The organism is Mesorhizobium sp. M0185 (genome assembly GCF_040322175.1).
In the GTDB taxonomy this organism is placed as follows: Bacteria; Pseudomonadota; Alphaproteobacteria; order Rhizobiales; family Rhizobiaceae; genus Mesorhizobium.
In genome coordinates, this window is record NZ_JAMYSY010000041.1 from 24,813 (window position 1) to 47,893 (window position 23,081).

Annotated in this window: 25 protein-coding genes and 1 pseudogene; 14 read left to right on the top strand and 12 right to left on the bottom strand. The window is 61.4% G+C overall.

The genetic code is table 11. The features are described 5' to 3' along the window. Positions 1-326 precede the first annotated feature (326 nt). From NKJ20_RS25625 to NKJ20_RS34185, 3 genes are read left to right on the top strand one after another with little or no spacing between them, the layout of a single operon-like run. Positions 327-524, top strand: a complete 198-nt coding sequence (locus NKJ20_RS25625; protein WP_352453312.1) for a hypothetical protein — start codon at positions 327-329, stop codon at positions 522-524. A gap of 22 nt (positions 525-546) precedes the next feature. Beyond that, positions 547-750, top strand: a complete 204-nt coding sequence (locus NKJ20_RS25630; RefSeq protein ID WP_352453311.1) for a hypothetical protein — start codon at positions 547-549, stop codon at positions 748-750. Next, positions 719-949: a Y4oE-related protein gene (locus tag NKJ20_RS34185; RefSeq protein WP_502896152.1), complete on the top strand. Its 231-nt coding sequence runs from the start codon at positions 719-721 to the stop codon at positions 947-949. The genes NKJ20_RS25630 and NKJ20_RS34185 overlap by 32 nt, the downstream gene beginning before the upstream one ends. 197 nt (positions 950-1,146) lie before the next feature. Here the strand turns inward: NKJ20_RS34185 and NKJ20_RS25635 are convergent, their stop codons facing one another. Beyond that, complete coding sequence (locus NKJ20_RS25635; RefSeq protein ID WP_352747909.1) at positions 1,147-1,398, bottom strand: toxin-antitoxin system HicB family antitoxin; 252 nt, start codon at positions 1,396-1,398, stop codon at positions 1,147-1,149. Then, positions 1,395-1,823: a putative toxin-antitoxin system toxin component, PIN family gene (locus NKJ20_RS25640; RefSeq protein ID WP_352747946.1), complete on the bottom strand. Its 429-nt coding sequence runs from the start codon at positions 1,821-1,823 to the stop codon at positions 1,395-1,397. Before NKJ20_RS25640 ends, NKJ20_RS25635 begins: the two co-directional genes overlap by 4 nt. A 137-nt stretch (positions 1,824-1,960) precedes the next feature. On the opposite strand from NKJ20_RS25640, the gene NKJ20_RS25645 reads away from it, so the two are divergent. Beyond that, on the top strand, positions 1,961-2,242 hold the full coding sequence (locus tag NKJ20_RS25645) for a hypothetical protein (RefSeq protein ID WP_352747912.1): 282 nt from the start codon (positions 1,961-1,963) through the stop codon (positions 2,240-2,242). 24 nt (positions 2,243-2,266) lie between these two features. Next, complete coding sequence (locus NKJ20_RS25650) at positions 2,267-3,940, top strand: recombinase family protein (protein WP_352747913.1); 1,674 nt, start codon at positions 2,267-2,269, stop codon at positions 3,938-3,940. Between the two features lie 57 nt (positions 3,941-3,997). Here NKJ20_RS25650 and NKJ20_RS25655 read toward each other — a convergent pair whose 3' ends face one another. Beyond that, the gene (locus tag NKJ20_RS25655) at positions 3,998-4,900 is read right to left on the bottom strand and encodes a LysR substrate-binding domain-containing protein (protein WP_023680715.1); all 903 of its coding nucleotides are present in this window, start codon (positions 4,898-4,900) and stop codon (positions 3,998-4,000) included. Between the two features lie 100 nt (positions 4,901-5,000). On the opposite strand from NKJ20_RS25655, the gene NKJ20_RS25660 reads away from it, so the two are divergent. The 7 genes from NKJ20_RS25660 (at position 5,001) to NKJ20_RS34190 (ending at position 12,390) form a co-directional block, all read left to right on the top strand. Continuing rightward, positions 5,001-6,215 carry a trans-sulfuration enzyme family protein gene (locus tag NKJ20_RS25660; protein ID WP_352747916.1) on the top strand — a complete coding sequence of 405 codons (1,215 nt, stop codon included), beginning with the start codon at positions 5,001-5,003 and terminating at the stop codon, positions 6,213-6,215. Positions 6,216-6,239: 24 nt separating this feature from the next. Further along, positions 6,240-7,838: an ABC transporter substrate-binding protein gene (locus NKJ20_RS25665; protein WP_352747919.1), complete on the top strand. Its 1,599-nt coding sequence runs from the start codon at positions 6,240-6,242 to the stop codon at positions 7,836-7,838. 9 nt (positions 7,839-7,847) lie between these two features. Beyond that, complete coding sequence (locus tag NKJ20_RS25670) at positions 7,848-8,783, top strand: ABC transporter permease (protein WP_023680718.1); 936 nt, start codon at positions 7,848-7,850, stop codon at positions 8,781-8,783. 2 nt (positions 8,784-8,785) lie between these two features. After that, a complete protein-coding gene (locus NKJ20_RS25675; RefSeq protein ID WP_352747921.1) occupies positions 8,786-9,679 on the top strand; it encodes an ABC transporter permease in 894 nt (297 codons plus the stop codon). Beyond that, positions 9,676-10,674, top strand: coding sequence for an ABC transporter ATP-binding protein (locus NKJ20_RS25680; RefSeq protein ID WP_352747923.1), 999 nt, complete (start codon positions 9,676-9,678; stop codon positions 10,672-10,674). Before NKJ20_RS25675 ends, NKJ20_RS25680 begins: the two co-directional genes overlap by 4 nt. Next, positions 10,674-11,660 carry an ABC transporter ATP-binding protein gene (locus NKJ20_RS25685; RefSeq protein ID WP_352747924.1) on the top strand — a complete coding sequence of 329 codons (987 nt, stop codon included), beginning with the start codon at positions 10,674-10,676 and terminating at the stop codon, positions 11,658-11,660. The genes NKJ20_RS25680 and NKJ20_RS25685 overlap by 1 nt, the downstream gene beginning before the upstream one ends. A 448-nt stretch (positions 11,661-12,108) precedes the next feature. Then, positions 12,109-12,390, top strand: a complete 282-nt coding sequence (locus NKJ20_RS34190; protein WP_502902830.1) for an oligopeptide/dipeptide ABC transporter ATP-binding protein — start codon at positions 12,109-12,111, stop codon at positions 12,388-12,390. 4 nt (positions 12,391-12,394) lie between these two features. Here the strand turns inward: NKJ20_RS34190 and tnpC are convergent. The 4 genes and pseudogenes from tnpC to NKJ20_RS25710 form a co-directional block, all read right to left on the bottom strand. Continuing rightward, positions 12,395-14,033 (bottom strand): annotated as a pseudogene (gene tnpC / locus NKJ20_RS25695) (IS66 family transposase). Between the two features lie 76 nt (positions 14,034-14,109). Next, entirely contained in the window at positions 14,110-14,454 is a 345-nt protein-coding gene (gene tnpB, locus NKJ20_RS25700) for an IS66 family insertion sequence element accessory protein TnpB (protein ID WP_352747927.1), read from the bottom strand. Then, complete coding sequence (locus NKJ20_RS25705) at positions 14,451-14,837, bottom strand: transposase (protein ID WP_352516394.1); 387 nt, start codon at positions 14,835-14,837, stop codon at positions 14,451-14,453. Before NKJ20_RS25705 ends, tnpB begins: the two co-directional genes overlap by 4 nt. Positions 14,838-15,147: 310 nt before the next feature. After that, positions 15,148-16,203: a methyltransferase domain-containing protein gene (locus NKJ20_RS25710; RefSeq protein WP_352466287.1), complete on the bottom strand. Its 1,056-nt coding sequence runs from the start codon at positions 16,201-16,203 to the stop codon at positions 15,148-15,150. A gap of 16 nt (positions 16,204-16,219) precedes the next feature. Here NKJ20_RS25710 and NKJ20_RS25715 point away from each other — a divergent pair, with 16 nt between their 5' ends. Further along, on the top strand, positions 16,220-16,810 hold the full coding sequence (locus tag NKJ20_RS25715) for a TetR/AcrR family transcriptional regulator (RefSeq protein ID WP_352747929.1): 591 nt from the start codon (positions 16,220-16,222) through the stop codon (positions 16,808-16,810). Positions 16,811-16,961: 151 nt separating this feature from the next. Here NKJ20_RS25715 and NKJ20_RS25720 read toward each other — a convergent pair whose 3' ends face one another. Further along, positions 16,962-18,407: a hypothetical protein gene (locus NKJ20_RS25720; protein ID WP_352747931.1), complete on the bottom strand. Its 1,446-nt coding sequence runs from the start codon at positions 18,405-18,407 to the stop codon at positions 16,962-16,964. Positions 18,408-18,565: 158 nt separating this feature from the next. Here NKJ20_RS25720 and NKJ20_RS25725 point away from each other — a divergent pair, with 158 nt between their 5' ends. Then, on the top strand, positions 18,566-18,904 hold the full coding sequence (locus tag NKJ20_RS25725) for a hypothetical protein (RefSeq protein WP_352747933.1): 339 nt from the start codon (positions 18,566-18,568) through the stop codon (positions 18,902-18,904). Positions 18,905-18,952: 48 nt separating this feature from the next. Here NKJ20_RS25725 and NKJ20_RS25730 read toward each other — a convergent pair whose 3' ends face one another. The 4 genes from NKJ20_RS25730 to NKJ20_RS25745 form a co-directional block, all read right to left on the bottom strand. Next, on the bottom strand, positions 18,953-19,702 hold the full coding sequence (locus tag NKJ20_RS25730) for an amino acid ABC transporter ATP-binding protein (protein WP_352747949.1): 750 nt from the start codon (positions 19,700-19,702) through the stop codon (positions 18,953-18,955). 44 nt (positions 19,703-19,746) lie between these two features. Continuing rightward, positions 19,747-20,802, bottom strand: a complete 1,056-nt coding sequence (locus NKJ20_RS25735) for an amino acid ABC transporter permease (protein ID WP_352747935.1) — start codon at positions 20,800-20,802, stop codon at positions 19,747-19,749. A gap of 39 nt (positions 20,803-20,841) precedes the next feature. Further along, positions 20,842-21,957, bottom strand: a complete 1,116-nt coding sequence (locus NKJ20_RS25740; protein WP_352747938.1) for an ABC transporter permease subunit — start codon at positions 21,955-21,957, stop codon at positions 20,842-20,844. Between the two features lie 69 nt (positions 21,958-22,026). Beyond that, positions 22,027-23,061 carry a transporter substrate-binding domain-containing protein gene (locus tag NKJ20_RS25745; protein WP_352747940.1) on the bottom strand — a complete coding sequence of 345 codons (1,035 nt, stop codon included), beginning with the start codon at positions 23,059-23,061 and terminating at the stop codon, positions 22,027-22,029. Between the last annotated feature and the right edge of the window lie 20 nt (positions 23,062-23,081).

Genomic DNA, 23,081 nt, shown 5'->3' on the forward strand with positions numbered 1-23,081 from the left:
CGAAGGTCCGGGATCAGGCCCATTGCGGACGTACGTGTTGGTTCGCCTGTTGGCGCTGAAGCGCCCATTTGGGCCGCTAGCCGCACATGTGCGGCGGCTCAAAAAAGCCGATTGTCATGCGCCAGCGGAACGCTGTGACAAGCGAACACCAGCGCCGCCACCGTTCTCTGGAATGAATTCGATCCCGGCCGCTTCAGGCTCGCTGGGATGCAGCTGCCGAGGAGGCTGGTTACACCGCCGCGCTCAAGGCCGAGTGCGAGGCTGGCGACCGGGCACAGGATCTGCTGGAAGCGTTCTCAACGACCCCCGCTACGACTCTCGCCGGTGTGGCGGGCAAGCTCGATGCCGTGTTGCGCGAGGGCGAAGCCTGGGAGGAATGCTCCGTGTTCCCTTGGCCGCAAATCCGCTCGGCGCTCAGCGATCTGGTGCTCATCGCCGAGCAGACGATGCCGGAACAGTTCATTCGCGGCGAGCAGCGTCGCAAGCTCGGCAAGCGGCGGGCTGGCTGCTGTTTCCGCGCCTGAAAGACGAAGAAGGAGGCGAGCTATGAAGCCCATCCAACCCAACTTCCGGCTTCAGCCGAGAACCCCTCAACTTGCGCGAAGCGTCTGCCTCACGTCACCCTTCAACCGCCAGGAATTGCCAGCACAGAGCACTCTTGCGGCATCTCACCATCCGGCGGTGAGCGATCCCGATCTGCTGGATGCCTTCAACCGCGATGCCGCCGTGCACAAATGGACCGTGGCCTGAAGCTGCAGAGGCAGCGACAGCCCTGTGGGGAAAGACAGCCGCAACCGCAATCGCCTGGGGCGCCGTGTCGGCGCGTTGCGACGGGCGGACACAGGAGTATCGATTCTGGTTTCGGGTATTCGCCCATCTTCAAGCGGGTTCGCCCAATGCCGTGGCGGAAGCAGCGTCCGGCAAGGCTCGTCCAGACTCTTCCCGATAGATGGGGAGATTATGTCCGGCAAGAGAACTGCCCGCTTGTCGAGACGAAGCCGGACCGAAGCCAGCCCGTCAAGGCCAGAGCCGCTTCGCGGTGGCGCGTGCCGCGCCAGCCTGGACCGGCAGTTTTCGGCCCAGCGGACGCTTCGGACGCAGGCAAGGCTGCGATACGAACGATACCGCTCCACCCCTCAGGCTGGGTTACTCCGGCAGTTGGTCGCCCTTGATCGGCGCCTTCCCTTTGCCGGCCCGTTTCAGGATGTCCAGCGCCTTGGGGATGTCGGCACGGGCAGCGCGTTCCTGAAAGTAACTTTCCGTGCGCAGCGCCGAAAGCTTCTCAGCGACTGCCACATTAATGAACTGGTTGAGCGGCACGCCCTCGCTCTCCGCCACCTTGCGCGCCTCATCGAGAAGCGAGAGCTGAAGCCGCAGTGCGAAATTGCTTCTCCTCATGTCTTTTTCTCCAATCGTCTCAGCGCCTCACCCGGCGACAGGACCATGATACCGAAGCGCTCGGCCACCTTGCCGAAGTCGCGCAGGTTGAACGTCACTATAGCATCCGCCCGTCCGTTTACCGCAGCTTCCAGCACCATGTCGTCGTCCGGGTCGCGCACGGCGGGTCGCCAGAGGAAGACAAGGCGAACTTGCTCGGCGACGGCCGCCACGGCATCTAGCAACGCGTTCACATCCTCGGCCGACAGGGCGGAAGCCTCAAGGTGCTCGGGCCTTGTCATGACCGCCTGGTACTCGATCATCAACGGCACCGAAGCGATGAGCGTCAGCCGGCGCTCCAAAGCCGCCACCAACAGTTGGCGCGAGGCGCCAGCGTCACTTCGGATCGCCGCCACCATGGTCGCCGTATCGAAAAGCAGTCTCATGCAGGCATATTGGATATCGCGTGCGATATTGCAAGAGGGCAGAGCTTTTGGTAATTTGGCCTGGCATCGGAATTCCCAAATCGCAGTGCTCAAGTATTTGCACGCCACACTACGACCGCGCGCCAACTGAACTTGTCTTGCTGATCATCACGCCGCTCAATGCCCTCGATCATACAGAAGAGCGGGCGTGCCATGGTGGACGAGGCCAACCTGGGAAAGACAGCGCAAGCCACGATTACGGGGCTGACATGTCGGCACGAGACATGGCTGAACGAGCCGTCCTGTCGATCGCCCGCTTGTTGGGCCGGCGGGTTGCTCGGGAACATTTCGAGGAATTGCAGGCGGCCAACGACAACAAAGTTCATCCTCTTGAGAAAGCACCGTCAGGAGGGGAGGATTGGGACGGCGGCGGACATTAGCAAACAGAGGCAGAGGAGTGGTCCATGACCCGTGTCGCGCTGTACGCTCGTTACTCATCCGACAACCAGCGCGAAGCGTCTATCGAGGATCAGCTGCGGCTTTGCCGAGAGCACGCGGCCAGGGAGAAGTGGACTGTCGTGGGAACCTATGCGGACGCCGCCGTATCCGGTGCAAGCATCATCCGTCGACCAGACGTCCAGCGGCTTCTCGCCGATGCTCAAAGCGGGCAATTCGAGATCGTTCTAGCCGAGGCACTCGATCGCCTGTCACGCGACCAGGAAGACGTAGCCGGCCTCTTCAAGCGGCTGCGCTTTGCCGGTGTCAGGATCGTCACTCTCTCTGAGGGCGCCGTAGACGAACTGCACGTGGGCCTGAAAGGAACGATGAACGCGTTGTTCCTGCGCGATCTTGCCGCCAAAATCAGGCGGGGCCAAAGCGGCCGCATATTGAACGGCTACAACGCCGGCGGTCTCTCCTATGGCTATCGCGTGGTCAAAAAGCTCGATGAACGCGGCGAACCGATTCGCGGTTTACGCGAGATCGATGAGGATCAAGCCGAGGTCGTGCGCCGGATTTTTCGGGAGTTCGCGGCTGGTCAATCGGCGCGTGCGATAGCTGCAGGGCTCAACAAGGAAGGTATCCCATCACCCTTTGGGGGTGCGTGGGGCGCCTCGACCATCAATGGCAATCTCAAGCGGAGAAGCGGCTTTCTCTACAACGAAGCCTATATCGGGCTGCTCGTCTTTAATCGTCTCCAAATGCGCAAGGATCCCGAGACTGGAAAGCGCATCTCGCGGCCGAATCTGCCGGAAACCTGGCAGGTCGTTGAAGTGCCGCATCTGCGTATCATCGACGATGAGCTGTGGGATGCGGTGCAAGCCCGCAAGAAGCTTTATGGAGGCATGAAACTCCATCACCGCCGACGGCCGAAGCACATGTTCTCGGGGCTTGTGCGGTGCGGCTGCTGTGGCGCTTCCTATACGGTGAAGAATAGAGACCAGCTTGCTTGTGCCGCGCACCGTGAGAAAGGCACTTGTACCAATAACAGGACGATCCGTGTTGGCGAGCTTGAGAAGCGTGTGCTTGCAGGCATCCAGCGGCGCTTGCTGGCGCCAGATGCCATTGCGGGCTTCCTTGCTGAATATCATGCTGAGCATAAGCGACTGAACGCCATGAACCGCGAACGGCAAAGGGAAGTCGAAAGGCGGCATGCCGGCATCGACAGGCAGATCGCTAACATCGTCGATGCTATCGCTGACGGTGTCGCGACGATCAGCATGAAATCGAAGCTGCTGGACCTCGAGCGCGAAAAGGAGAATCTAGCCCGAGAGCTTCAGGCGATGGCGGCCGCGGAAAGCATTGTGGAGTTTCATCCGGCAGCGGTGACGGTTTACCGTCGGCAAGTATCCGAGCTCCAGGACGCGTTGCAATCCGATGAGTGTGAGCGGCACGAGGCGGCGAGGATCATCCGCTCACTGGTCACGGCGATCGAGATCATTCCGACGGAGGGTAGGGGACAGGTTGAGCTGAAAGTTCGCGGTGCGCTAGCGGAGCTTCTCAACCTGCCAAATCGTAAACCAGGAACAGCGCCTAACGCTGCAGTGATGGTAGCGGGAGAGCGCTACCGCCTTCCCCACACTCATCGAACTCCCAGTTCCAATTTCGCTGCTGCGGCTGAGCGAGGCGCGCTATCCTAATTGCGGCCTGGCGGGTGACGGCATGGGGCCCAGAAGCCGACGTTCACGAAAGTGAAGTCAAGTTTGGACAGCCCCATCAATTTCCAATGCGATACGCATCAGCTGCTCGATAAAGTCGCTAACTACTCTCGATGGACGCCGGTTGGGTGGCAACAACAGAAGGGTTCGGAAGGAGATTCCCGGCAGAAATGGACGGAGACTGAGGTTTCCGTTGAGATAGGGAAGGGCAGTCAAAGGATTGACCATTCCGCATCCAAGCCCCGCATTGACCATCGAGCAGATGGTGGTGGAATAGGGGGTTTCTAGAACCACTTTGGGCTTGATGCCGTGATCAGCGAAGATGGCCTCTGCTTCCCGTCTCGTAGTGTCCTCCGGAGCCAACGCGATGAAGGCCTGCCCATGGAGATCGGCGGGACGGATCACTTCCCTCCCCTCTAGCGGATGGCCCTTGGGCATGGCGATCGCGACCCGGTAGTTCCGGAATGGGTGGGCTTCGACGCCCGCAAGATCGATCTCGTCCGCCGCCAGGCCGACGTCGAACTGGCCGGAGGCGACGAGTTCTTTGACTTCCGAGGATAGCCTTGCCTGAAAGGTGATCGCAACGTCAGGGTGACGGTGTTGAAATGCCTTTAATGCCTTTGGCATTACATTCGTACTTAATGCGGAGAGACTTGCGATCCGGATTTCCCCCGAACCGAAGTCGCGAATCCGCGCCGCGGCCCCTTTCAAATGGATGAGGCCGGAGAATGAGGTCTCCACTTCCCTGAAAAACAGGTTGCCTTCTGCCGTCGGCGACATCCGTCCTTTGATGCGGTGGAAGAGCGCGAAACCGATGTCGCGCTCCAGTTCTTGGACGGCCTTGCTCACCGCAGGTTGTGAGATGCGTAGTATCTCCGCGGCGCGTGAGGCGGTTCCAATCGTCATCACGGCGTGGAAGACCTCGATCTGGCGAAGATTCATGGCGCACCTATAACCTGAGAGAATAGCACATCCCGATCTTGATATTGGACGGAATAGGTTTTGTCATGCTGTAACTGTCTCCAACACATGAGGAGCAAGCATGAACGATCTCACCCAATGCGTTGTGACCCCCAAAGTCAAAACAGACGGCTTCGAGGCTCTGGGTGCAGCCGTCCATCGGGCTTCGACGATCGTATTCGCGGATGCCGCAGCCTACGCCACTCGCGGCCAGCGAGGGCCTGACGGCTATTCCTACGGCCTCTACGGCACCCCGACGACGCGTACACTGGAGCAAAAGATCACTCAGCTCGAGCAGGGTCACCGGACGCTTCTCGCGCCATCGGGCCAGGCCGCAAACGCAATCGCAATGCTCGCCGTCCTCAATGCCGGAGACAAGGTACTGGTGGCGGACACGGCCTATCCCCCGGTCCGTGATTTTGTGAACACCGATCTGGCAAGGTTTGGCGTCCGAGCGGAGTACTACGATCCCACTTCGCCCGAGGGGCTCGAACGTCGGATCAACGGGAACACGAAACTGGTGTGGTGCGAGTCCCCCGGTTCGACGACCATGGAAGTCCAGGATCTGCCGCGGATTGCCGAGATCGCGCATCGGCACGGCGCGCTCGTCGGATTCGACAACACCTGGGCGACCCCTCTTAACTTCAAGCCCCTCGTACATGGGGCCGACATCGTGACCGAAGCGCTCACCAAATATATCTCGGGCCATTCCGACGTGCTGATGGGATCGATCACGGTGGCTTCCGAGCAGCTTTTCAACGCGCTCAAGGCGACTATGGGGCGCGCCGGGATCGGTGTTTCCCCCGACGACGCCTCTTTGGTGTTGCGGGGCATGGAGACTCTTGGCGTGCGAATGAAACACGCGCACGACGGCGCGACGGCGATGATCAACTGGTTCCGCGGCCACCCAGCCGTCGAGCGTGTGCTCTACCCCGCCCTGCCGTCTTCTCCCGGGCACGAATTCTGGAAGCGCGACTTCCTCGGCGCGAGCGGAGTGTTCAGCGTGGAATTGGTTCCCGAAGCACTGCCGCACGTGCCGGAGGCGCTCAATACGCTAGAGACGTTCGCCATCGGCGCCTCGTGGGGTGGGACACGCAGCCTCGTTGCCCCCATGCCCGTGAAGAGCAACCGCTCCGCGACGGCCTGGAGTGGGCAGGACCTCCTTCTGCGGTTCAGCGTGGGGTTGGAATCGCACGACGATCTCATGGCCGATCTCGAGAAAATGTTGGCCCAAATCCAAGCACGGATCGACGACGAGCGGTTCGGCAAAGAAAACATCCGGCAATCAATGCTGTGAGTGAACACAAAAAGGGGAATGACAATGAACAACAACAACGAATTCATGCGAATAGACAGGCGCTCCTTCCTGGCGGGCGTCTCAAAACTGCTGGGAGTTTCGGCGCTATCCTCCATCCTGCCGTCAATCGTTGCGGCATCAGAGGTTAAGGACACGCTTCGCATCGCGATCGCCAAGCCCGCCGGGGATATCAATCCTCACAAATACACCGGCCTGTGGGGCGTTCAGGACCTCGTTTTCGAGCCGCTGGTTAAATACGGCCATGACGGTAAGATCGAGCCAGGGCTGGCGACCGAATGGTCGGTCGAAGACGGGGGCAGGCTGCTTAAGCTCACCTTGCGCAAGGGCGTGACTTTCCACGACGGCACTCCGTTCGACGCCGCGGCGGTGGAATGGAACCTGAAGAGGTGGATCGGACTCGAAGCGAACAACTGGATGAATTCGTCCCGGCTTTACGCCGGAACGGACATCGTCGACGACGATCACGTCAACGTCCGGTTCAAGGAACCGGTCCTCGGCCTGCTCCAGGAGTTCGCTTACGTCCGGCCAGTCAGGCTCCTCAGCCCCAAGTCGGTCTCTGGGGATGGTAGCTATAAGGCACCCGTCGGCACGGGACCGTGGCATCAAGTGACTGCCGGGAATGAGGGCAGTGCCTTCGAGCGCTTCGACGCCTACTGGGGTGACAAGCCCTCTTTCAAATATCTTGAGGTAAAAGTCCTTCCGGACTCGCGCGGCCGCATGGCAGCGTTGCGCGCGGGCGACGTGGATCTGATCGGCGGAGCGTTTGTGTCGCCTTTGACCGCAACGGAAGCAGAGACGCTGAAGGGAGCGGGCATCGATGTCGTCATCGATCCCGGCACCACCACAATGATTATGGCCTTCAACACTTCCCGCGTCGAAGCGCTGAGGGACCCGAAAGTCCGCAAGGCGATCAACCTCGGCATCGACCGGGCTGCGATCTCGCAAGTGCTTTACCGCGGTCTGGCGACCTCCACTGGCAACCTGTTCTCCGAAACCGTTCCGTATTCGGGGAAGCGCTTCGATGTGCCTAGGCGGGATACCGAGACCGCAAAGTCGCTGCTCGAGGAGGCAGGCTGGGTCGGGGGGCCTGTCAGGCAGAAGGACGGCAAGGACCTTGCCATTGAACTGGTCGTTAGCGAGGAGCAAGTACCGGGGTCCCGATCCGTCGCGGAAGTGATCCAGTCCGAGCTCCAGGAGATTGGCGTCACGCTCACGATCCGCTCGGTGGATCATGCGTCGCGGCACAGCGACATTCCGGAGCGCAAGTTCGATCTCGCTTTCTTCCAGACGTTCGGCGCGCCATACGAACCTTTCGGGACTGTGGTGGGCCTGTTCCTATCCACCTATGACAACGGCGTGGACGGCAAGCTCTTCATCGACCCCGAGCACCTCGATCCGTTGGTGCTCGCCGCGATGTCCGCGCCCGAAGGCGAGATGGAAGCAGCTCTACAGAAGGTCTATGACTGGCTGCACGACAACGACGCCATCGCGCCGCTGCTCTTCGTTCCGGGCATATGGGCGCATGCCGCTCGGGTGAAGGGCTTCCAGAGCCCCGCGACCGAGTACGACATGCCCTACGAGAATATCACACTGGCGGAGTAGGATACGGCCGTGTTCGCCTTCATCGCTAAAAGGGCCCGCAACGCAGTCTTGTTGCTGTTTCTGGCGTCCGTTCTATGCTTCGCGCTCGTGGTATCCGCTCCGGGCAACGTGGCGATACTCATCGCCGAGCTGCGGACGCCGACGGCCACCAAAGCCGATATCGCCAAGGTCGAGGAGGAATTGGGGCTCAACAAGCCGCTTCTCGAACGCTACGGCTTCTGGCTGAACGGAGCGATCCACGGCGACTTCGGCATTTCCTACAAGACGGGCGAGGCGGTCGGCGCGTCCCTTAAGAGCCGCCTTGCCGTGACCGCCACCCTCGTTGCGGGCGGAGCGGTCGTGGCTTTCTTGCTGAGCCTGTTCGTCGGCTTCGTAGGCGCGCTCTGGGCACATAGGGCGCCAGACGTGGTCACCCGAGGGAGCGCTCTTCTGGGCGCTTCGACTCCGTCCTTCTTCGTCGGAGCACTGCTGGTCTACGCCTTTTCGGTCACGTGGCACGTCTTTCCGACCTTCGGGTTTGCCGGACCCGTCAGTTGGGTGCTTCCATGGCTCACTCTGGGGTTTCTTCCCGCAGCAGTTCTGAGCCGCGTCGTCCGAGTTGGCTTCGAGGAGGCGATGGCCAAACCCTATGTCCTAACGGCCATGAGCAAAGGACTGTCAAGGACGAGTATTCTGGTTCGCGACGCGATCCCGAACATCGCGCCGACGTACTTGAACGCCTTGGGAACGCAGATCGGGACGATGGTCGTGGGCGCGGTCGTTGTCGAACCTCTGTTCGCTTGGCAGGGCATCGGCGACCTCTTCCTGACCGGGGTGAGATTCCGCGACTTCATGGTCGTGCAGGCCTGCCTTCTGGTCTTCATCACGTTCTTCATCATCCTGAACGTCGTGGTCGACATCTGCATTACGCTGACCGATCCGCGCCTTAGACTTCAAAGGAGCTGAACATGCAGCCAGTCAGACCACTCCTGAAGGCCATTGGCGCCTTCCCGCGCTCGGCGGTATTTACTATCGGCGCGTTCGTTCTGTTGGGACTGCTCGCACCCTACATCGCGCCACATGAGCCCAATGCGCAAGACCTGCTGATCGCTGGCCAGGGCCCGACGCTCGCCCATCCCTTCGGAGTCGACCATCTCGGGCGCGATACATTGAGCAGGTTGATTGTGGCGGCTCGGACGTCGCTGGTCGGAGTCTGTCTCGTCCTTGTGTGCGCGCACGCCATCGGCATCGCCATCGGCACGATTGCCGGATACCGGCGGGGCTGGACGGACGAACTGCTGATGCGCATCGTTGACGTCGGCCAGGCAATCCCCAGCCTCATCGTCTCACTTGCGGTGATCGGCATTGCCGGAGTCAGCTACTGGAACATGATCCTCGCGCTCGCGCTCGCCTGGTGGCCGGGTAGCGCCCGCATTAGCCGGGCCGTGGCTGTCAACACCATGAACAAGCCCCACATGGAGGCCCTAAGAGTATTGGGCGCAAGTCCCGTTCGCATTTACTTTGTCCATCTTCTTCCCACGACGATCGGGGCGGTGCTCGTATATGCCACGGCCGACGCCGGAGCAGTCGCGCTCGCAATCGCAACGTTGAGCTTCCTCGGGCTGGGCATCCAGCCGCCGACGCCTGAATGGGGACAGATGTTGGTCGACGCGCTTCCATATCTCGAGTCCGATCCGCGCCAGGTCATCCTGCCGGGACTGACCCTGACTTTAGCTGTCATCGGATTCAACATCCTCGGTGAAGCGGTCGCCCTCAACAGAGTTCCGAAGCCGCTGACCTCCCGGATGCTCGCGGCCCGCCGCCGGGTAACCGCATTCTGGGCCAAGGAGGCACGGCCATGAGTTCTGAACCGATACTCCGCGTCAAAGATCTGACCATAGACCTGCTGACGGCGCATACCGTGGTCCGCCCAGTCGACGGAGTAGCCTATGAACTGAGCCGCCGAGAGACCCTCGCGATTGTGGGAGAAAGCGGTAGCGGCAAAACGGTCACCTGCTTTGCGCCTCTCGGCCTGATGCCCGTGGGCGTCCAGGCGGATATATCGGGCACCATTTTGTTCGACAGCCGCCAGCTCGTCGGATCGGACCATGAAACGCTTCGCAGCCTGCGCGGAAAATCCATTGGCTTCATTTTCCAGGACCCGATGAGCGCGCTCAATCCCGCCCGCCGGGTCGGACGGCAGATAGCCGAAGTAGCCGAGCTTCACCTCGGCATGACCGCAAGAGCTGCGGAAACCCGGGCGCTTGAACTTATCAAGATGGTCGGGATGTCCGACCCCGAAATACGCCTCAAACAGTATCCCCATGAGCTTTCGGGCGGTCTCCGACAGCGTGTCATGATCGCAATCGCCATTGCCGCCGAGCCGACACTTCTCGTAGCCGACGAGCCGACCACCGCGCTCGACGTGACGGTCCAGGCGCAAATCCTCCGACTGCTGAAGGAAATCCAGTCCAGAATGGACATGGCCATGATCTTGATCACGCATGACATGGGTGTCGTGGCGGGCGCGGCCGACCGCGTAATGGTGATGTACGCGGGGCGCCACGTCGAAACCGGACCGACCGAGCGTGTACTCTCCCAGCCGCAGCATCCCTATACGATGGGCCTCATCGACGCAATTCCGAGGAAACAGGACGCAATCGGATCGCGTTTCCGTGGATTGCCGGGCGTTCCGCCCATCCTTGGCGCGCCGATCACAGGGTGCGCTTTCATGCCCCGCTGCGGATACGCTGTGGATGCCTGCGGCGAGCGGCGACCGCCGTTCTTGCCGACGGCAGTTCCGGGTGTGTCAGCCGCCTGTCCCGTTCTGAATGTTCGGGCGAAGGAGTGCGCATAATGAGCGCGGTACTCGAAGTCGAGCATCTGGTCACCAGCTTTCCAAGTGCCAAACGTGGCCAAACGATCAAAGCGGTAAACGACGTCTCAATCCACCTCAATCAAGGCGAGATCGTCGGCTTGGTGGGGGAGTCTGGCTGCGGCAAGTCCACGCTCGGCCGTTCGATCGTCGGCTTGGAAAAACCCCAATCCGGACGTGTCGTTTTTGATGGCGTCGACCTCGGCTCCTTGAGTGGACGCCGTCTGCGGGAAGCGCGTCGGGCAGTTCAGTACGTGTTCCAGGACCCCTATGCATCGCTGAATGATCGCCAAACTGTGGGCGAAGCCATAAACGAAGCCCTCATCATTGCAGGTTTGCGTTCGCAAACGGAACGCGAGGGGAGGATCGCTGAGCTCCTCAACCAAGTCGGTCTGGCGACGACGGTCCGGGACAGATTCACCCGTGAACTCTCAGGCGGCCAGAGGCAACGCATCGCGATCGCGCGCTCGCTAGCCGTAGAGCCGCGGGTTTTAATCTGCGACGAACCGGTCAGCGCGCTAGACTTGTCTATACGGGCGCAGGTCATGAACCTATTCCTCGATCTCAGAGAGAAGCTCGGCGTGTCCTGCCTCTTCATCGCGCATGACCTCGCGCTTGTCCGGCAGGCGGCGAGCCGGGTCTACGTGATGTATCTCGGCAAGGTGGTGGAAAGCGGTAGCTCGGAAGAGGTCTACCGGAATCCGAGCCATCCCTACACCCAACTCCTTCTCGCGTCTGTGCCCGAGGCTGATCCTGCCACCGAACGTCGGCGCAACCCTCCGTTGATCACGGGCGAAATCCCAAGTCCGACGAATCCGCCCTCCGGCTGTTTCTTCAGGACGCGGTGTCCCCTTTCCGTGGAAGCTTGTGCGGAGGCTGAGCCTGTGTCGCAAGAAGTAAGCTCAATGCACAAGGCGGCGTGCAGGTTCGCCGGCGACCTATTCGCGAAACGGGTCTCGGCCGCATGATTAAACGTCAGATCTAGCTGACCGTGCGGGACCTGATGCGTTGCGCATTCTGGTGGCGAAGCAGAGATTTGCGCTCCTTCCTTCCGGTACCGGGCCGGCAGTGAGTGGGAAAGCGCTCTGTCGGCAGCCCTGGTTACTCAGGCGGGCCGGGAGGATCCTCTTGCCGGTTATTATTCCGCTTCTTGTAGCGTTGGCTTAAGTGCCTGCCATTGCTCGTGAGACATGGTTGGCAGGTCAAACTGGTGACCGCGCTCAGACAGATATGAGATTCTTGCAGTTGAGGAGGGGTTCTCCGTAACTCGGGTTGCGAAGCTCGAATCATAGGAGAACCCCATGCAGGTTTTTGGCCTGCCCGGTATATTATACGCAACGCCGGCCGGGCGTCGCGGCTTCTCGGCGCGAAGACCCCAACTATCGAAGCAGAGAGAAGACGCGACGCGGTGGCGCGATGGCGGCGCGCGATGCGGGACGGACTGGATGCCGGGCAGGCAGCGCGGGCCGTCGGAGTGCCGCGTTCGACCCTCTATCGCTGGGAAAGCGCATTGAGGCCGACCGCCGCCGCATCATCCTCGCAGGCGACCCGCCGAGCCCGAGCAATCCACCGCCGGGCTGCCGGTTCAACACGCGCTGTCCGGTGGCGATGGATATCTGCCGGTTGGACGAGCCCCAACTGCGTCCCGTTCCTCATGGCGGCGTCGCCGCCTGCCATCTGGCTGAGAGTGATCAGTAAGCGGTCAGCCGATAACGTCAGGCCTAAAGTTCCAAGGCATGAGCATTTCGATTTCGGATGCCGGCCAGCCTTGAGCGATGCGGGTCAAGGTCTGCGAGAGCCAGTCGAGCGGATCGACGCTGTTCATTTTGCAGGTTTGCAGCAAGGTGGCTACCGTCGCCCAGGTTCGTCCACCGCCTTGGCTGCCGGCGAATAGACTATTCTTTCGCGTGATCGTCTGGGGCCTGATTGCACGCTCGACGATATTGGAGTCGATTTCGATACGGCCGTCCATCAGAAAGCGTTCCAGCGCCTCCCGCCGGGTGAGCGCGTAGCGGATCGCCTCGGCAGTTTTGGATTTTCCGGAGACCTTCCCCAGTTCCGCTTCCCATAGATCGAAGAGGCTCGCGACAATGGCCACGGACTTTTCCTGACGGAGCGCGGCGCGGCTATCGGCATCCTTGCCGCGGACCTCGTCCTCGACCTCCCACAGTTTGCTCATGGCTGTGACCGAAGCCGTCGCGGCCCGCGAGATCCCACTGATATGCAGGTCGTAAAACTTGCGCCGCAGGTGGGCCCAGCACCCGGCGAGCCGGATTGTTTCATTGCTGCCGGCTTTGGCCCGTGCCTTGACCAGGTTGGTATAGGCCGAGTAGCCATCCACTTGCAGGATACCGCTGAACCCGGCGAGGTGGCGCGCCACGCAATCTGCGCCTCTGCTGTCTTCAAAACGATAGGCATCCATTGGCGGACTGGTTCCGCCATAGGGTCGATCATCGCGTGCGTAGGCCCATAGCCAGGCTTTCGTGGTTTTCCCGGAACCGGGGGCAAGGGTGGGCAAGGTCGTCTCGTCGGCGAAGACCCTTTCGCCCTCCTTCACACGCTCGAGGATGTAATCGGCGAGCATCTGCAACTCGAAGCCCAGATGCCCCATCCACTGCGCCATCAACGACCGGCTGACTTCAACGCCATCGCGCAGATAGATCGTCTCCTGCCGGTAAAGCGGAAGGCCCGTCGGCGTATTTCGACACGGCGATATAGGCGAGCAGCCGCTCCGTCGGCAGGCCGCTTTCAACGATGTGCGCCGGCGCCAGAGCCTGGACCACGCCCTCGCGGCCCCGGAAAGCGTATTTGGGACGGCGCGTGACGATGACCCGGAACTTCGGCGGCACGACGTCCAGCCGCTCGGACCGATCCTCGCCGATCAGAACCTTTTCCAGCCCCTCGCAGTCGGCCGGGATTTCCGGCTCGATAACTTCCTCGATGCGCTCGAGATGAGCTGCAAAACCCTTGCGTGGACGCGCCGCGCGCTTTGGCTTGCCCTTGACCGCGTGATCGAGTTCGCTGCGGATCGCAGAAAGGCCGGTCTCGACCTCTTCGAAGGCAAAGGAGGCCTGCTCGTCGTCGATGGCCAGGCGTAGCCGCTCGGAACGCGTGCCATGTTGCGTGCGCTGCAAAACCTTCAGGATCGACGTGAGATTGGCGATCCGCTCGTTGGCGCTCTCGACGGCCTTCAGCCGGGCGACCTCCGCCTCGGATGCTGCGATCCGAGCTTCGGCGACTACGATCCGGGCCTCGCTCGCAGCCTGCTCGCGAGCCATGGAAAGGATCATCGCCTTCAGCGTATCGACGTCGTCCGGCAGATCGGGAGCAGGCAAAACCATGCGGGAAAGGAGAGCACAAAAACAGCCGCTTTCCCAACAATTACAACACCATGATTCATCTTGCCGCAGCCATGCTTCAACCCAGCGACAACGGCCGCCTAACCTTGGCCGGGCGGATCTTCTTCCAGTCCAACCCGGCAAGAAGAGCCATCAACTGGGCGTGGTCGAGACGCATGCGCGCGGCCGATACCGCAGACCAGCAGAAGCTGTGATCTTCCAGAGTCTTCGAATAAAGACAAACCCCGCTGCCGTCCCACCACACGATGCGAACCCGGTCCGCACGCTTCGAACGGAACACATGAAGCGCCCCCGAGAACGGATCCAGGCCGCCATCCCTGACCAGCGCCATCAAAGATGCCGCGCCCTTGCGGAAGTCGACTGGCTGGCACGACACGTAAACCATCACACCGGAAGTGATCATGCCTTGCGAACCGCGCGGATGATCCTCGCCAGGCGATCGGGATCAACATCGCCGCCGGCGCGCACCACTGCATCGCCAATGACGATTTCCACCGTGTCGCTGCCCACCGCTTCAAAGCGCGTGAACTTCGCCGGCTTGCTCGCTGCCTCCGCCAATGGCGCAACCATGCCCGACGAAAGCGCCTTGCGGCGCCACGCATAGAGCTGCGAGGGGTCCAGCCCCTCGGAACGCGCAACCGCCGACACATTGCCCCCTGGCGAGAACGCTTCGGCGACAAGCCGTGCCTTCTCTTCGTCCGACCGATGGCGTGGCTTGCGTCGGGACGGCACAGGCTCCGCCGTCAAAATCTCGAATGTTCGATGATGGCTCATACTGTCGCTCATAGGATTCTCCGCATGATTCACGCTGAAAATGAGCGATCCACCGCCTGCACGCTACGTGGGGATGCCTGCGCGCTTACAGTGATCACCGCCCGGTGATCTGACAACGAATGGCAGTTGGTCTTCCGAGAATAACGTTAAGCGCCGTCTGCCAGCGTCTGATCTCGCTGCGACGGGATTAGATTGGCCTACCACCACCCTCGCAAGGCGGGGAGACCGGAGCGGACGCGCGATTCGCGTCCGGGTGTGAAAGGTGAACTCCTGCGTGTCCAACAAGCCGTAGCGAGACGCGATGTCGTAATAGCAAGCGGCCTCAACGCTGGCGGCGGCCTCTGCTCCACCGATGCAGGCCACCGAGCAATCCGATCTTGAAGATTACGAAAAGGGCCACGAGTGCAATCACTGTGTAAGAGATCGGATTTGAGGCGTCGCTTAGACCGCGCCACGATAGCCACCAGGGCGCGCCTGCGTGCATGGCGATCAGCGCGACGATGCCTAGCACCAGGCCTATGGTGTGCAGGTGGCTCATGGCTGCAGGCCGTGCCGGGCCTGAGGGTTCTTCCGTGCCGAGAGCGACAAACCTATCGCGAATACGGGCAACGTCGGCGGCCGCCGTGGCTAGCACGAACTGCAGGTTCTTCGTGCCAACCGCGCCGCTAGCGACGATGTTGAGACCCGAGTCCCGGAATTCCGTTATGATGTCGTCGACTGTGCTGACGCCGTGATGGTGGAAGCGATCGATGAAGCCTCCATCCTGTGGCGCTTGCACGAAGTCGACGGCGAGTACGCGACCGGATGGCTTCAGGACTCTGTGTATCTCATGAGCCATCTGATTACGTCCATCGGCAGAAAGATGATGGAGCATCAGCGTCGTCGTTACGACATCGAATTCGGCATCCCGGAACGGTAATGCCTGGGCGGCGGCCTTTTCAAAGGTGACCTTCAGACCGACTCTTCGAGCCTTCGCACCCGCCCTGGTGATCATTTCCGGTGACGCATCGATCCCGTGCACGGTGCCCGTCGGCCCGACCTGCTGCTTGGCAAGTATAGCGAGCGTTCCCGTCCCGCACCCTATATCGAGGACGGACTCTCCAGGTTCGAGCTGCGTCAACCGGAGGATCTTTTCGCGAAAGGCGCGTTCGCGGCCTAAGGTGAACAGCCAAGTCATCAGATCGTAGCGTGCTGCCCAATGTATGATGCGGCCGGGCGCGCCGGCTCCGCTGTTGTTATGCCCATGTTTTCTCATCAGAGACTCCTTGGCCACTCTCGCCGGTTGATGGACATCATGTTCGGAAACTGACATGATATCCGGGAACGCGTCAACGACCATTCGCGGCAGAATGTCCGGTACCGCACGGTCCTCTGCCATCTGACCGGAAAAGCTCATGGTAACGGAAAAGACGATAGACCGCCGTGTCGCCCGGACCCGGTCGACTCTTCACCATGCGCTGATCACTTTGATCCTGAGAAAGGGATATGAAGCAATTACCGTCGAGGACATCTGCAATGAGGCAAACATCGGCCGATCGACCTTTTACGCGCACTTCACCAGCAAGGACGACCTCAAGCGCAGCGGCGTGGACGATCATCTGCGCGCCATGCTGGTCGAACGCCAGCGGCATGCGCTTGCAGCGCCAGGCGAGCTGAAAGATCGCAGCTTGGGGTTCGTGCTCGGTATGTTCGAGCACGCGCGTGAACATATAGATCTCTACCGAGCTCTGGCCGGGGGCCGCGGTGGGACTATTGTGCTCGGCAGCATCCGCGAGATTCTATGCGATCTCGTGCGCGCGGAGCTTGCCGCAAAGAAGGACAGGAAGCTCCCCGATGTCGTGCCGAACGAACTGATCGTCCAGTTCGTCGTGGGTGCCTTTCTGTCGGTGCTGATCTGGTGGCTCGACGGCGGCGCCAAATTGCCGCCGCAACAAGTCGACCAGATCTTCCGGCGTCTGGCCACCGAGGGCGTCCCGTCGGCTTAGATATCAGGCCGAAGAACTGTGAAGCAGTCAGTTGCAGTGCCGGCGTTGCCAATTCACCAACCACCGGCTTTGTTCGACGCATGTCCTTGAGGTCGCGATACACCGCCGTGAGGTCTGTCGACCAACGCCTCCGATACGTGGCTTGCGGCCGTCAGACGGCCGTCGGCGTGGACAGCAGCCACAGCCCGAAAACCGTATATCCGACCATAAAAACGGTCAGCGGAAATTGGCTGAGCGCCGCGCGGCTGCGCGCCGGATGCAAACGGAACGCCAGCCCATGCGCGACCAGAACGGCAAGTATATGGCCGCCGATGATCGCCGCCGCCTGAAAGTTCCAGATGATCCACGCTGCATCGGAGCCCATGATCACTCCCGCCCCGACATTCATGTGCGCCGTGCCGAATAGGTTCCATCCCCGATCAAACGGATCCGAAATAGCGACGAGCGCATTCTGGCCGTTCACCAGGAGGGCCGTCAGATAGTGGGAAAAATGATAGGCGAGCGCGATCGGGACGATCGACCAGACAAGGAGCCCGACCGCTTTTCCGAAAGAGATGCTCCCGGCCAACCGCTCACCGACAAACACTGCGGCGAAGAACACGGCGACAAGTGCGATAAACATCAGCACAAGACCGGCGCTGTTGATTCCGACTAATGCCGAGCGCCCCGGAAATTCGAGCGGATTGACACCATTCGCGCCCAGCCAAGAGAAGGTCTTCGACAGACCGTCGAAGGACACCGAGCTCAACGTCAGCAACAGAAAGAGCATACCGCTCGCCGGTAAGGCTTGCGCGCTCCACAATTTCGCTCCAGGCCAGCAGAGTGAGAGGGCGCGCCCCCCGCTTGGGTGGTCCGGCGTCGTTTCGACGATGGCGAAGCGTGACACCATGCGGAAGAACGCGGACAGAAACTCGCCGCGCCGGCTCCAGCCTTCGTAGCCGAAGATGATCATGCAGACGAAGGTCGAGAGCCAGTAGGCCATGAGAGCGAACGCAAGCCGCGCCGGATCTTCGGGCGCCGGATAGATCAGCTCGAACCAGGCGAAGCTTGCAAACAAAATCAACGCCGGCCAGTAAGCCAGTCCTTGTGGCATTGTGCGATCGCGGAATGCCGGGAAGACGCTGGAGAAAATGCGCCACGGCCCGTACCACGGGTTTGTCCACGACCAAACATTGCCGAATACGCCCTGAAGCAATGTCAGTCCGACCCAGACCAGCGTCCACACCGTTAGCGGAAGTGGATTCGACAGCGGATCTCGGCTGCCGAGAATTCCCGCCGCCACGAGTATGGCGAGAACCGCGAAGGCGAGCATGCTGATCCAAATGCGCGCGGCGTCGCCGAATTGACCAATTGGCAGGCGGGATGCCGAAATGCGTTCGAGCAGCCTGGGCGGGAGGACAGCCAGAACCAGAAAACTCGCGGCTACGGCCACCGCCCCGCCCACGACATAATATCCGGTCGGCAGGAGCATGACATAGCCGCGCTCGGAAGCATGGGCAAAGGCTGGGGTTGTGAAATGCGGCACGAGGGCAGCAGCTGATAATGCGATGCCCAACGCTCTCGCAGAGATGCTTTTATGTTCGCTGTCCGCCGCCATCCATCCGTCTTGCCACATGGCATTTGCGAAGGAAAGCGGACTACTGCTCGCGCAAGTGGAGGTGCCAAAGTGGGTGCCCGACTTCGTGCTAGCCCCCAAAGCCCGCTTGGTGAACAGGCCATATGATGCAGCTACGACTTCGAGTCGAGAGTTGCGTTGTGGACGACGTTCTCGTCCTCTGCCGTCTGCTGCAATACGTGGCAGCTGTGCCTGCGCCGGCCGGCGGCGCATTATCGTCGAAACAGGACCGGAGCGCCCACCGCCAGGCGCCCGGATCGTCGACGTGCAGAAGTTGTGGGCCGAACATCTACCAATGGCCGGAACTCGCGGCGCTGTCGATCCTGTTTCGCGAACGCCTGGTGTATTCCTTCGAGAGTCGGCCGCGCTTGTTCGACATTACCTCGCGCAGCATCGAAGGCGTCGCCGGCCTGATCGTGGGCCGGCGTCGCGGTCTGGCAGGTCGCTGCGCGCTGACCAGGCCCCGGATGGATTTCTGATTTGCGTCTGCCCATCCGGCTGGCGCATGGGCTGGCGGGAGAGGTTCGCTAGTTCAGGATCTGGGCAAGAAACAGTTTGCTGCGCTGGTGACGCGGATGCGAGAAGAATTCGGAGGGCGTGTTCATCTCGACGATCTCGCCCTGGTCCATGAAGACGACGCGGTCGGCGACCTGGCGGGCAAATCCCATCTCGTGCGTGACGCACAGCATCGTCATGCCATCGTCGGCCAGCGCGACCATGGTGTCGAGCACTTCCTTGACCATTTCAGGATCGAGGGCGGAGGTCGGTTCGTCGAAGAGCATGATCTTCGGGCTCATACAGAGCGCACGGGCGATGGCGACGCGCTGCTGCTGACCGCCGGACAACTGGCCGGGATATTTATGCGCCTGGTCCGGGATCTTCACCCGCTCCAGATAGTGCATGGCGGTCTGCTCGGCTTGCCCGCGCCGGATCCTGCGCACCCAGATCGGCGCCAGTGTCAGGTTTTCCAGAATGGTCAAATGCGGGAACAGGTTGAAGTGCTGGAACACCATGCCGATGTCACTGCGGATTACGTCGATCTGCTTCAAATCGTTGCTGAGTTCGACGCCTTCGACGACGATCTGCCCCTGCTGATGCTCCTCCAGCCGGTTGATGCAGCGGATCATCGTCGACTTGCCCGAGCCGGACGGACCGCAGATCACCAGCTTCTCGCCGCGATGGACGGTCAGGTTGATATTCTTCAGCACATGGAAGTTTCCGTACCACTTGTTCATGCCGGTCATTTGGATAGCGGGTGGAGCGCTGCGATCGGGCATGGACGGAACGCGCGTTGGGGCGGACGATAACATCAAGGCATTTCCTAGTGAGCGGTCGGGCCGCGCCGCTCCAGGAAGTCGGCGAAGCGGGCGAATGAGAAGGAGAGCGCGAAGAAGATCGCGCCGATGAACAGGAACGTCTCGGCCGCCGGCGACGGCCAGTCCGGGTCTGCCAGCGCCGCCTTACCGGAGCTGATCAGGTCGAACAGGCCGACGACCAGGACCAGGCTGGTGTTCTTGATCATGACGATGATGGTGTTGGCCAGCGCCGGGATCGCCACCCGGATCGCCTGCGGCAGGATCACCAGATATTGCGTGCGCCAGAAGGGCAGGCCGAGCGCCGCCGCGGCCTCGTGTTGGCCATTCGGGATGGCCTGCAGGCCGCCGCGGATCACCTCGGCGAGATAGGCCGCCGCGAAGATGGTGAGGGCGACCAGCGCACGCACGAACTTGTCGGGCAACAAGGCTTCGGGCAGGAACAGCGGCATCATGATCGATGCCACGAACAGGATGGACAAGAGCGGCAGTCCGCGCACCGATTCTATCAGGACCACGGCGCCGATGCGTATCGCGGGCATGGTCGAGCGCCTGGCAAGCGCCAACAGGATGCCGACGGGGAAGGCGACGCCGATGGCAACGACGGTGAGGATGAGCGTCACCGGCAGGCCGCCCCAGGACGAGGTCGGAACCTCGGCTAGGCCGAAACCGCCGGCCATCAGCCAGAAGATCAACACGAGCGCCGCCATCCAGAGCGCTGCCAGCCGCGGCGCCCAGCTGGCGGGCCGCACCGACCAGGCAAGCAGCGCCAGGATGAGCAGGCAGACGATGGCGGGGCGCCAGCGTTCGTCGAACGGATATATGCCGAACAGCAACTGCCCGGACTTGGCGTAGATGAAGCTCCAGCAGGCTCCGGTGGCCACCCGGCAGGCGCTTGGATTGGGATCGAACAGCACGGCGTCGATTACCAGCCAGCGCAGCATCGGCGGTACCGTGGCGACGAGCAGAACGCCGAACAACAGCGTCAGGGCGGCATTGAGCGGCGTGCCGAACAGGAGCTTGGCGGACCGCCGCAAGGCGCCGAAGCGGATCTGTCCTGGCATTGGCTCGGCCGGAAGGGAAAGAGACACGGCCTTCATAGTTCAGCGCTCCACGATGGCGATGCGACGGTTGTACCAATTGGCCGCGCTCGACAGGCTCAGGTTGAGGGCGAGATAGACGCCGAGGATGATGAAGACGCCCTCGATCGAATGGCTGGACTTGCTGATGATGGTGTTCATGACCGCAAGGAAGTCCGGATAGCCGACCGCGATCGCCAGCGTCGAATTCTTGACGACGTTGATGTATTGGCTGTTGAGCGGCGGGACGATCACCCGCAGCATCTGCGGGATGATGATCAGACGCAGTATTTTGCCGCGCGGCAGGCCGAGCGAATAACCTGCGTCCCACTGACCGCGGCCGACCGAAAGCACGCCGCCGCGCACGATCTCGGCGACGAAGCCGGTGGTGTAGATGGTCAGCCCGATGAGGATGGTGCTGAGTTCGGGCGTCAGTTCCTTGCCGCCCTTGAAATTCGACCCGGTGAAGGTCGGCCAGTCGACGGAGAATTTCGCGTCGGCAAGCCATAGTCCGGCAACGCCCACCGTGAGGATCGCCGGCGTGGCCAGCGGCGGCAACCATCCTCGTCGCGCCGCCGCCCAGCCGGCAGCCGCCAGTGCCAGGGCGAGAGCAATGACTAGCAATCCCGGGTTGGCGACGTCCATGCTGACGGCCGGCACCACAAAGCCGCGCATTGAGGCGTAAACGCCTGGCAGCGGATTGAGCGCTTCGCCGACCGGCGGCAGCACCTTCCACCACAGCGAATAGAGAAAGATCAGAAGCACGATCGGCGGTGAATTGCGTGCAACCTCCACCCATACGCGGCAGGTGCCCGCCGCCAGGGGATTGCTGCTCAGCCGGGTGATGCCGACGACGAGGCCGAGCGCGGATGAAAAGACGATGATGACCGCGGAGACGAAGACCGTATTGGCGAGCCCGGTCGCGATCGCCCAGTAATAGGGGTCCCGCGACTTGTAAGTGAGGATTGCTTCCGAGATGACGATCCTTGACGGCATCGTCAGGAAATCGAAGCCGATCGGGATGCCGCGTGCCCTGAGATTGGCGAAAGTCGTGCTGACGAGCAGGGCAGCGAAAGCGGCAACCGCGGCGGCCAGGGCACACTGGATGATGATCGATCTGGTCTTGGCATCGCTCAGCATGTTGACCTCGAGGGTTCGCGGCGTTGGCAGGGAAGGGGAGCGCCGGGCCCGTTCCCTCCATCATGCGGCTCAATCCCAGGGGAAAGGATAGTTGAGGCCGCCGTCCTTCCACAACGCGTTCAGACCGCGTTCGACCTTTAGCGGGCTGTCCTTGCCGAGATTGCGGTCCCAGATCTCGGCGTAGTTGCCCATTTGCTTGATGACGTTGTAGGCCCACTTATCGTCCAATCCGAGCGGCTTGCCGAAGCCGGGTTCCTCGCCGAGCACCCGTTTGACTTCCGGACTGCCCGAGGCAAGCTTTTCATCGACGTTTTGCGAGGTGATGCCGTTGGCCTCGGCCCAGAACAGGGCATTCAATGTCCAACGCACGACGTCGAAGAGTTGATCGTCGCCGCGGGCGACCGCGACGCCATTGGGTTCGGCGGCTTTGCCGACCTTGATGATGTCGTAGTCGTCCGGGTTCTTGGCCACCGCGGCACGCTGTCCTGCTGCCGCGGTGCCGTCGGTGACGTAGGAATCGCAGCGGCCGCCAAAGAAGGCGTCGCGCGCCTGAATGGTCGAGTCGTAATAGACTTTCTCCATCGCGATCCCGAACTCTTCCTCGGTTTCCTCGATCGCTTTCTCGGTCAGGCTGCCACCGCCTTGCAGGCAGACGGTCTTTCCGTCCAGCAGTTTGGGCTCGGTAATATTGTCGGCCTTGCGCACGAGCATGCCGTCCGTGTCGTAGAGATTGATCCAGACGAAGCGGACAACCGTATCGCGACTGTAGGTGATGGTGGATGTGCGCGACAGAACGTCGATCTCTCCGGTCTGCAGCGCAGGAAAACGTTGGCCTGCGTTAAGCGGCACGTAACGGATCTTCTCCTTGTCGCCGAGGATGGCGACCGCGAAAGTGCGGCAGATATCGGAATCGAAGCCGCGATAATACCCCTTCTCGTCGGGCCGGGAGAGACCAGGCACGCCCTGGCTGGCGCCGCAGCTGACATAGCCGCGTTCCTTGATCTTGTTGATAACCGCCTGCGCGCTGGCGTCCACGGCGCCCGAAGTCAGGCTGGCCAATCCTATCGCCAGACCCGTGAGCCATTTCAGAACTTGATGTTTCATAGTCATTCCCCTTCTCGTTG

Excerpts from the sequence above, each read along its gene's own strand:
- NKJ20_RS25635 (WP_352747909.1), bottom strand. The coding sequence starts at position 1,398 with ATGAGGAGAAGCAATTTCGCACTGCGGCTTCAGCTCTCGCTTCTCGAT.
- NKJ20_RS25715 (WP_352747929.1), top strand. The coding sequence starts at position 16,220 with ATGGTAACGGAAAAGACGATAGACCGCCGTGTCGCCCGGACCCGGTCG.
- NKJ20_RS25685 (WP_352747924.1), top strand. The coding sequence starts at position 10,674 with ATGAGCGCGGTACTCGAAGTCGAGCATCTGGTCACCAGCTTTCCAAGT.
- NKJ20_RS25630 (WP_352453311.1), top strand. The coding sequence starts at position 547 with ATGAAGCCCATCCAACCCAACTTCCGGCTTCAGCCGAGAACCCCTCAA.
- NKJ20_RS25740 (WP_352747938.1), bottom strand. The coding sequence starts at position 21,957 with ATGCTGAGCGATGCCAAGACCAGATCGATCATCATCCAGTGTGCCCTG.
- NKJ20_RS25735 (WP_352747935.1), bottom strand. The coding sequence starts at position 20,802 with ATGCCAGGACAGATCCGCTTCGGCGCCTTGCGGCGGTCCGCCAAGCTC.
- NKJ20_RS25650 (WP_352747913.1), top strand. The coding sequence starts at position 2,267 with ATGACCCGTGTCGCGCTGTACGCTCGTTACTCATCCGACAACCAGCGC.
- NKJ20_RS25665 (WP_352747919.1), top strand. The coding sequence starts at position 6,240 with ATGAACAACAACAACGAATTCATGCGAATAGACAGGCGCTCCTTCCTG.
- NKJ20_RS25655 (WP_023680715.1), bottom strand. The coding sequence starts at position 4,900 with ATGAATCTTCGCCAGATCGAGGTCTTCCACGCCGTGATGACGATTGGA.
- NKJ20_RS25640 (WP_352747946.1), bottom strand. The coding sequence starts at position 1,823 with ATGAGACTGCTTTTCGATACGGCGACCATGGTGGCGGCGATCCGAAGT.
- NKJ20_RS25675 (WP_352747921.1), top strand. The coding sequence starts at position 8,786 with ATGCAGCCAGTCAGACCACTCCTGAAGGCCATTGGCGCCTTCCCGCGC.
- NKJ20_RS25710 (WP_352466287.1), bottom strand. The coding sequence starts at position 16,203 with ATGGCAGAGGACCGTGCGGTACCGGACATTCTGCCGCGAATGGTCGTT.
- NKJ20_RS34190 (WP_502902830.1), top strand. The coding sequence starts at position 12,109 with ATGGCGGCGCGCGATGCGGGACGGACTGGATGCCGGGCAGGCAGCGCG.
- NKJ20_RS25720 (WP_352747931.1), bottom strand. The coding sequence starts at position 18,407 with ATGGCGGCGGACAGCGAACATAAAAGCATCTCTGCGAGAGCGTTGGGC.
- NKJ20_RS25680 (WP_352747923.1), top strand. The coding sequence starts at position 9,676 with ATGAGTTCTGAACCGATACTCCGCGTCAAAGATCTGACCATAGACCTG.
- NKJ20_RS25745 (WP_352747940.1), bottom strand. The coding sequence starts at position 23,061 with ATGAAACATCAAGTTCTGAAATGGCTCACGGGTCTGGCGATAGGATTG.
- NKJ20_RS25730 (WP_352747949.1), bottom strand. The coding sequence starts at position 19,702 with ATGCCCGATCGCAGCGCTCCACCCGCTATCCAAATGACCGGCATGAAC.
- NKJ20_RS34185 (WP_502896152.1), top strand. The coding sequence starts at position 719 with ATGCCGCCGTGCACAAATGGACCGTGGCCTGAAGCTGCAGAGGCAGCG.
- NKJ20_RS25660 (WP_352747916.1), top strand. The coding sequence starts at position 5,001 with ATGAACGATCTCACCCAATGCGTTGTGACCCCCAAAGTCAAAACAGAC.
- NKJ20_RS25705 (WP_352516394.1), bottom strand. The coding sequence starts at position 14,837 with ATGAGCGACAGTATGAGCCATCATCGAACATTCGAGATTTTGACGGCG.
- tnpB (WP_352747927.1), bottom strand. The coding sequence starts at position 14,454 with ATGATCACTTCCGGTGTGATGGTTTACGTGTCGTGCCAGCCAGTCGAC.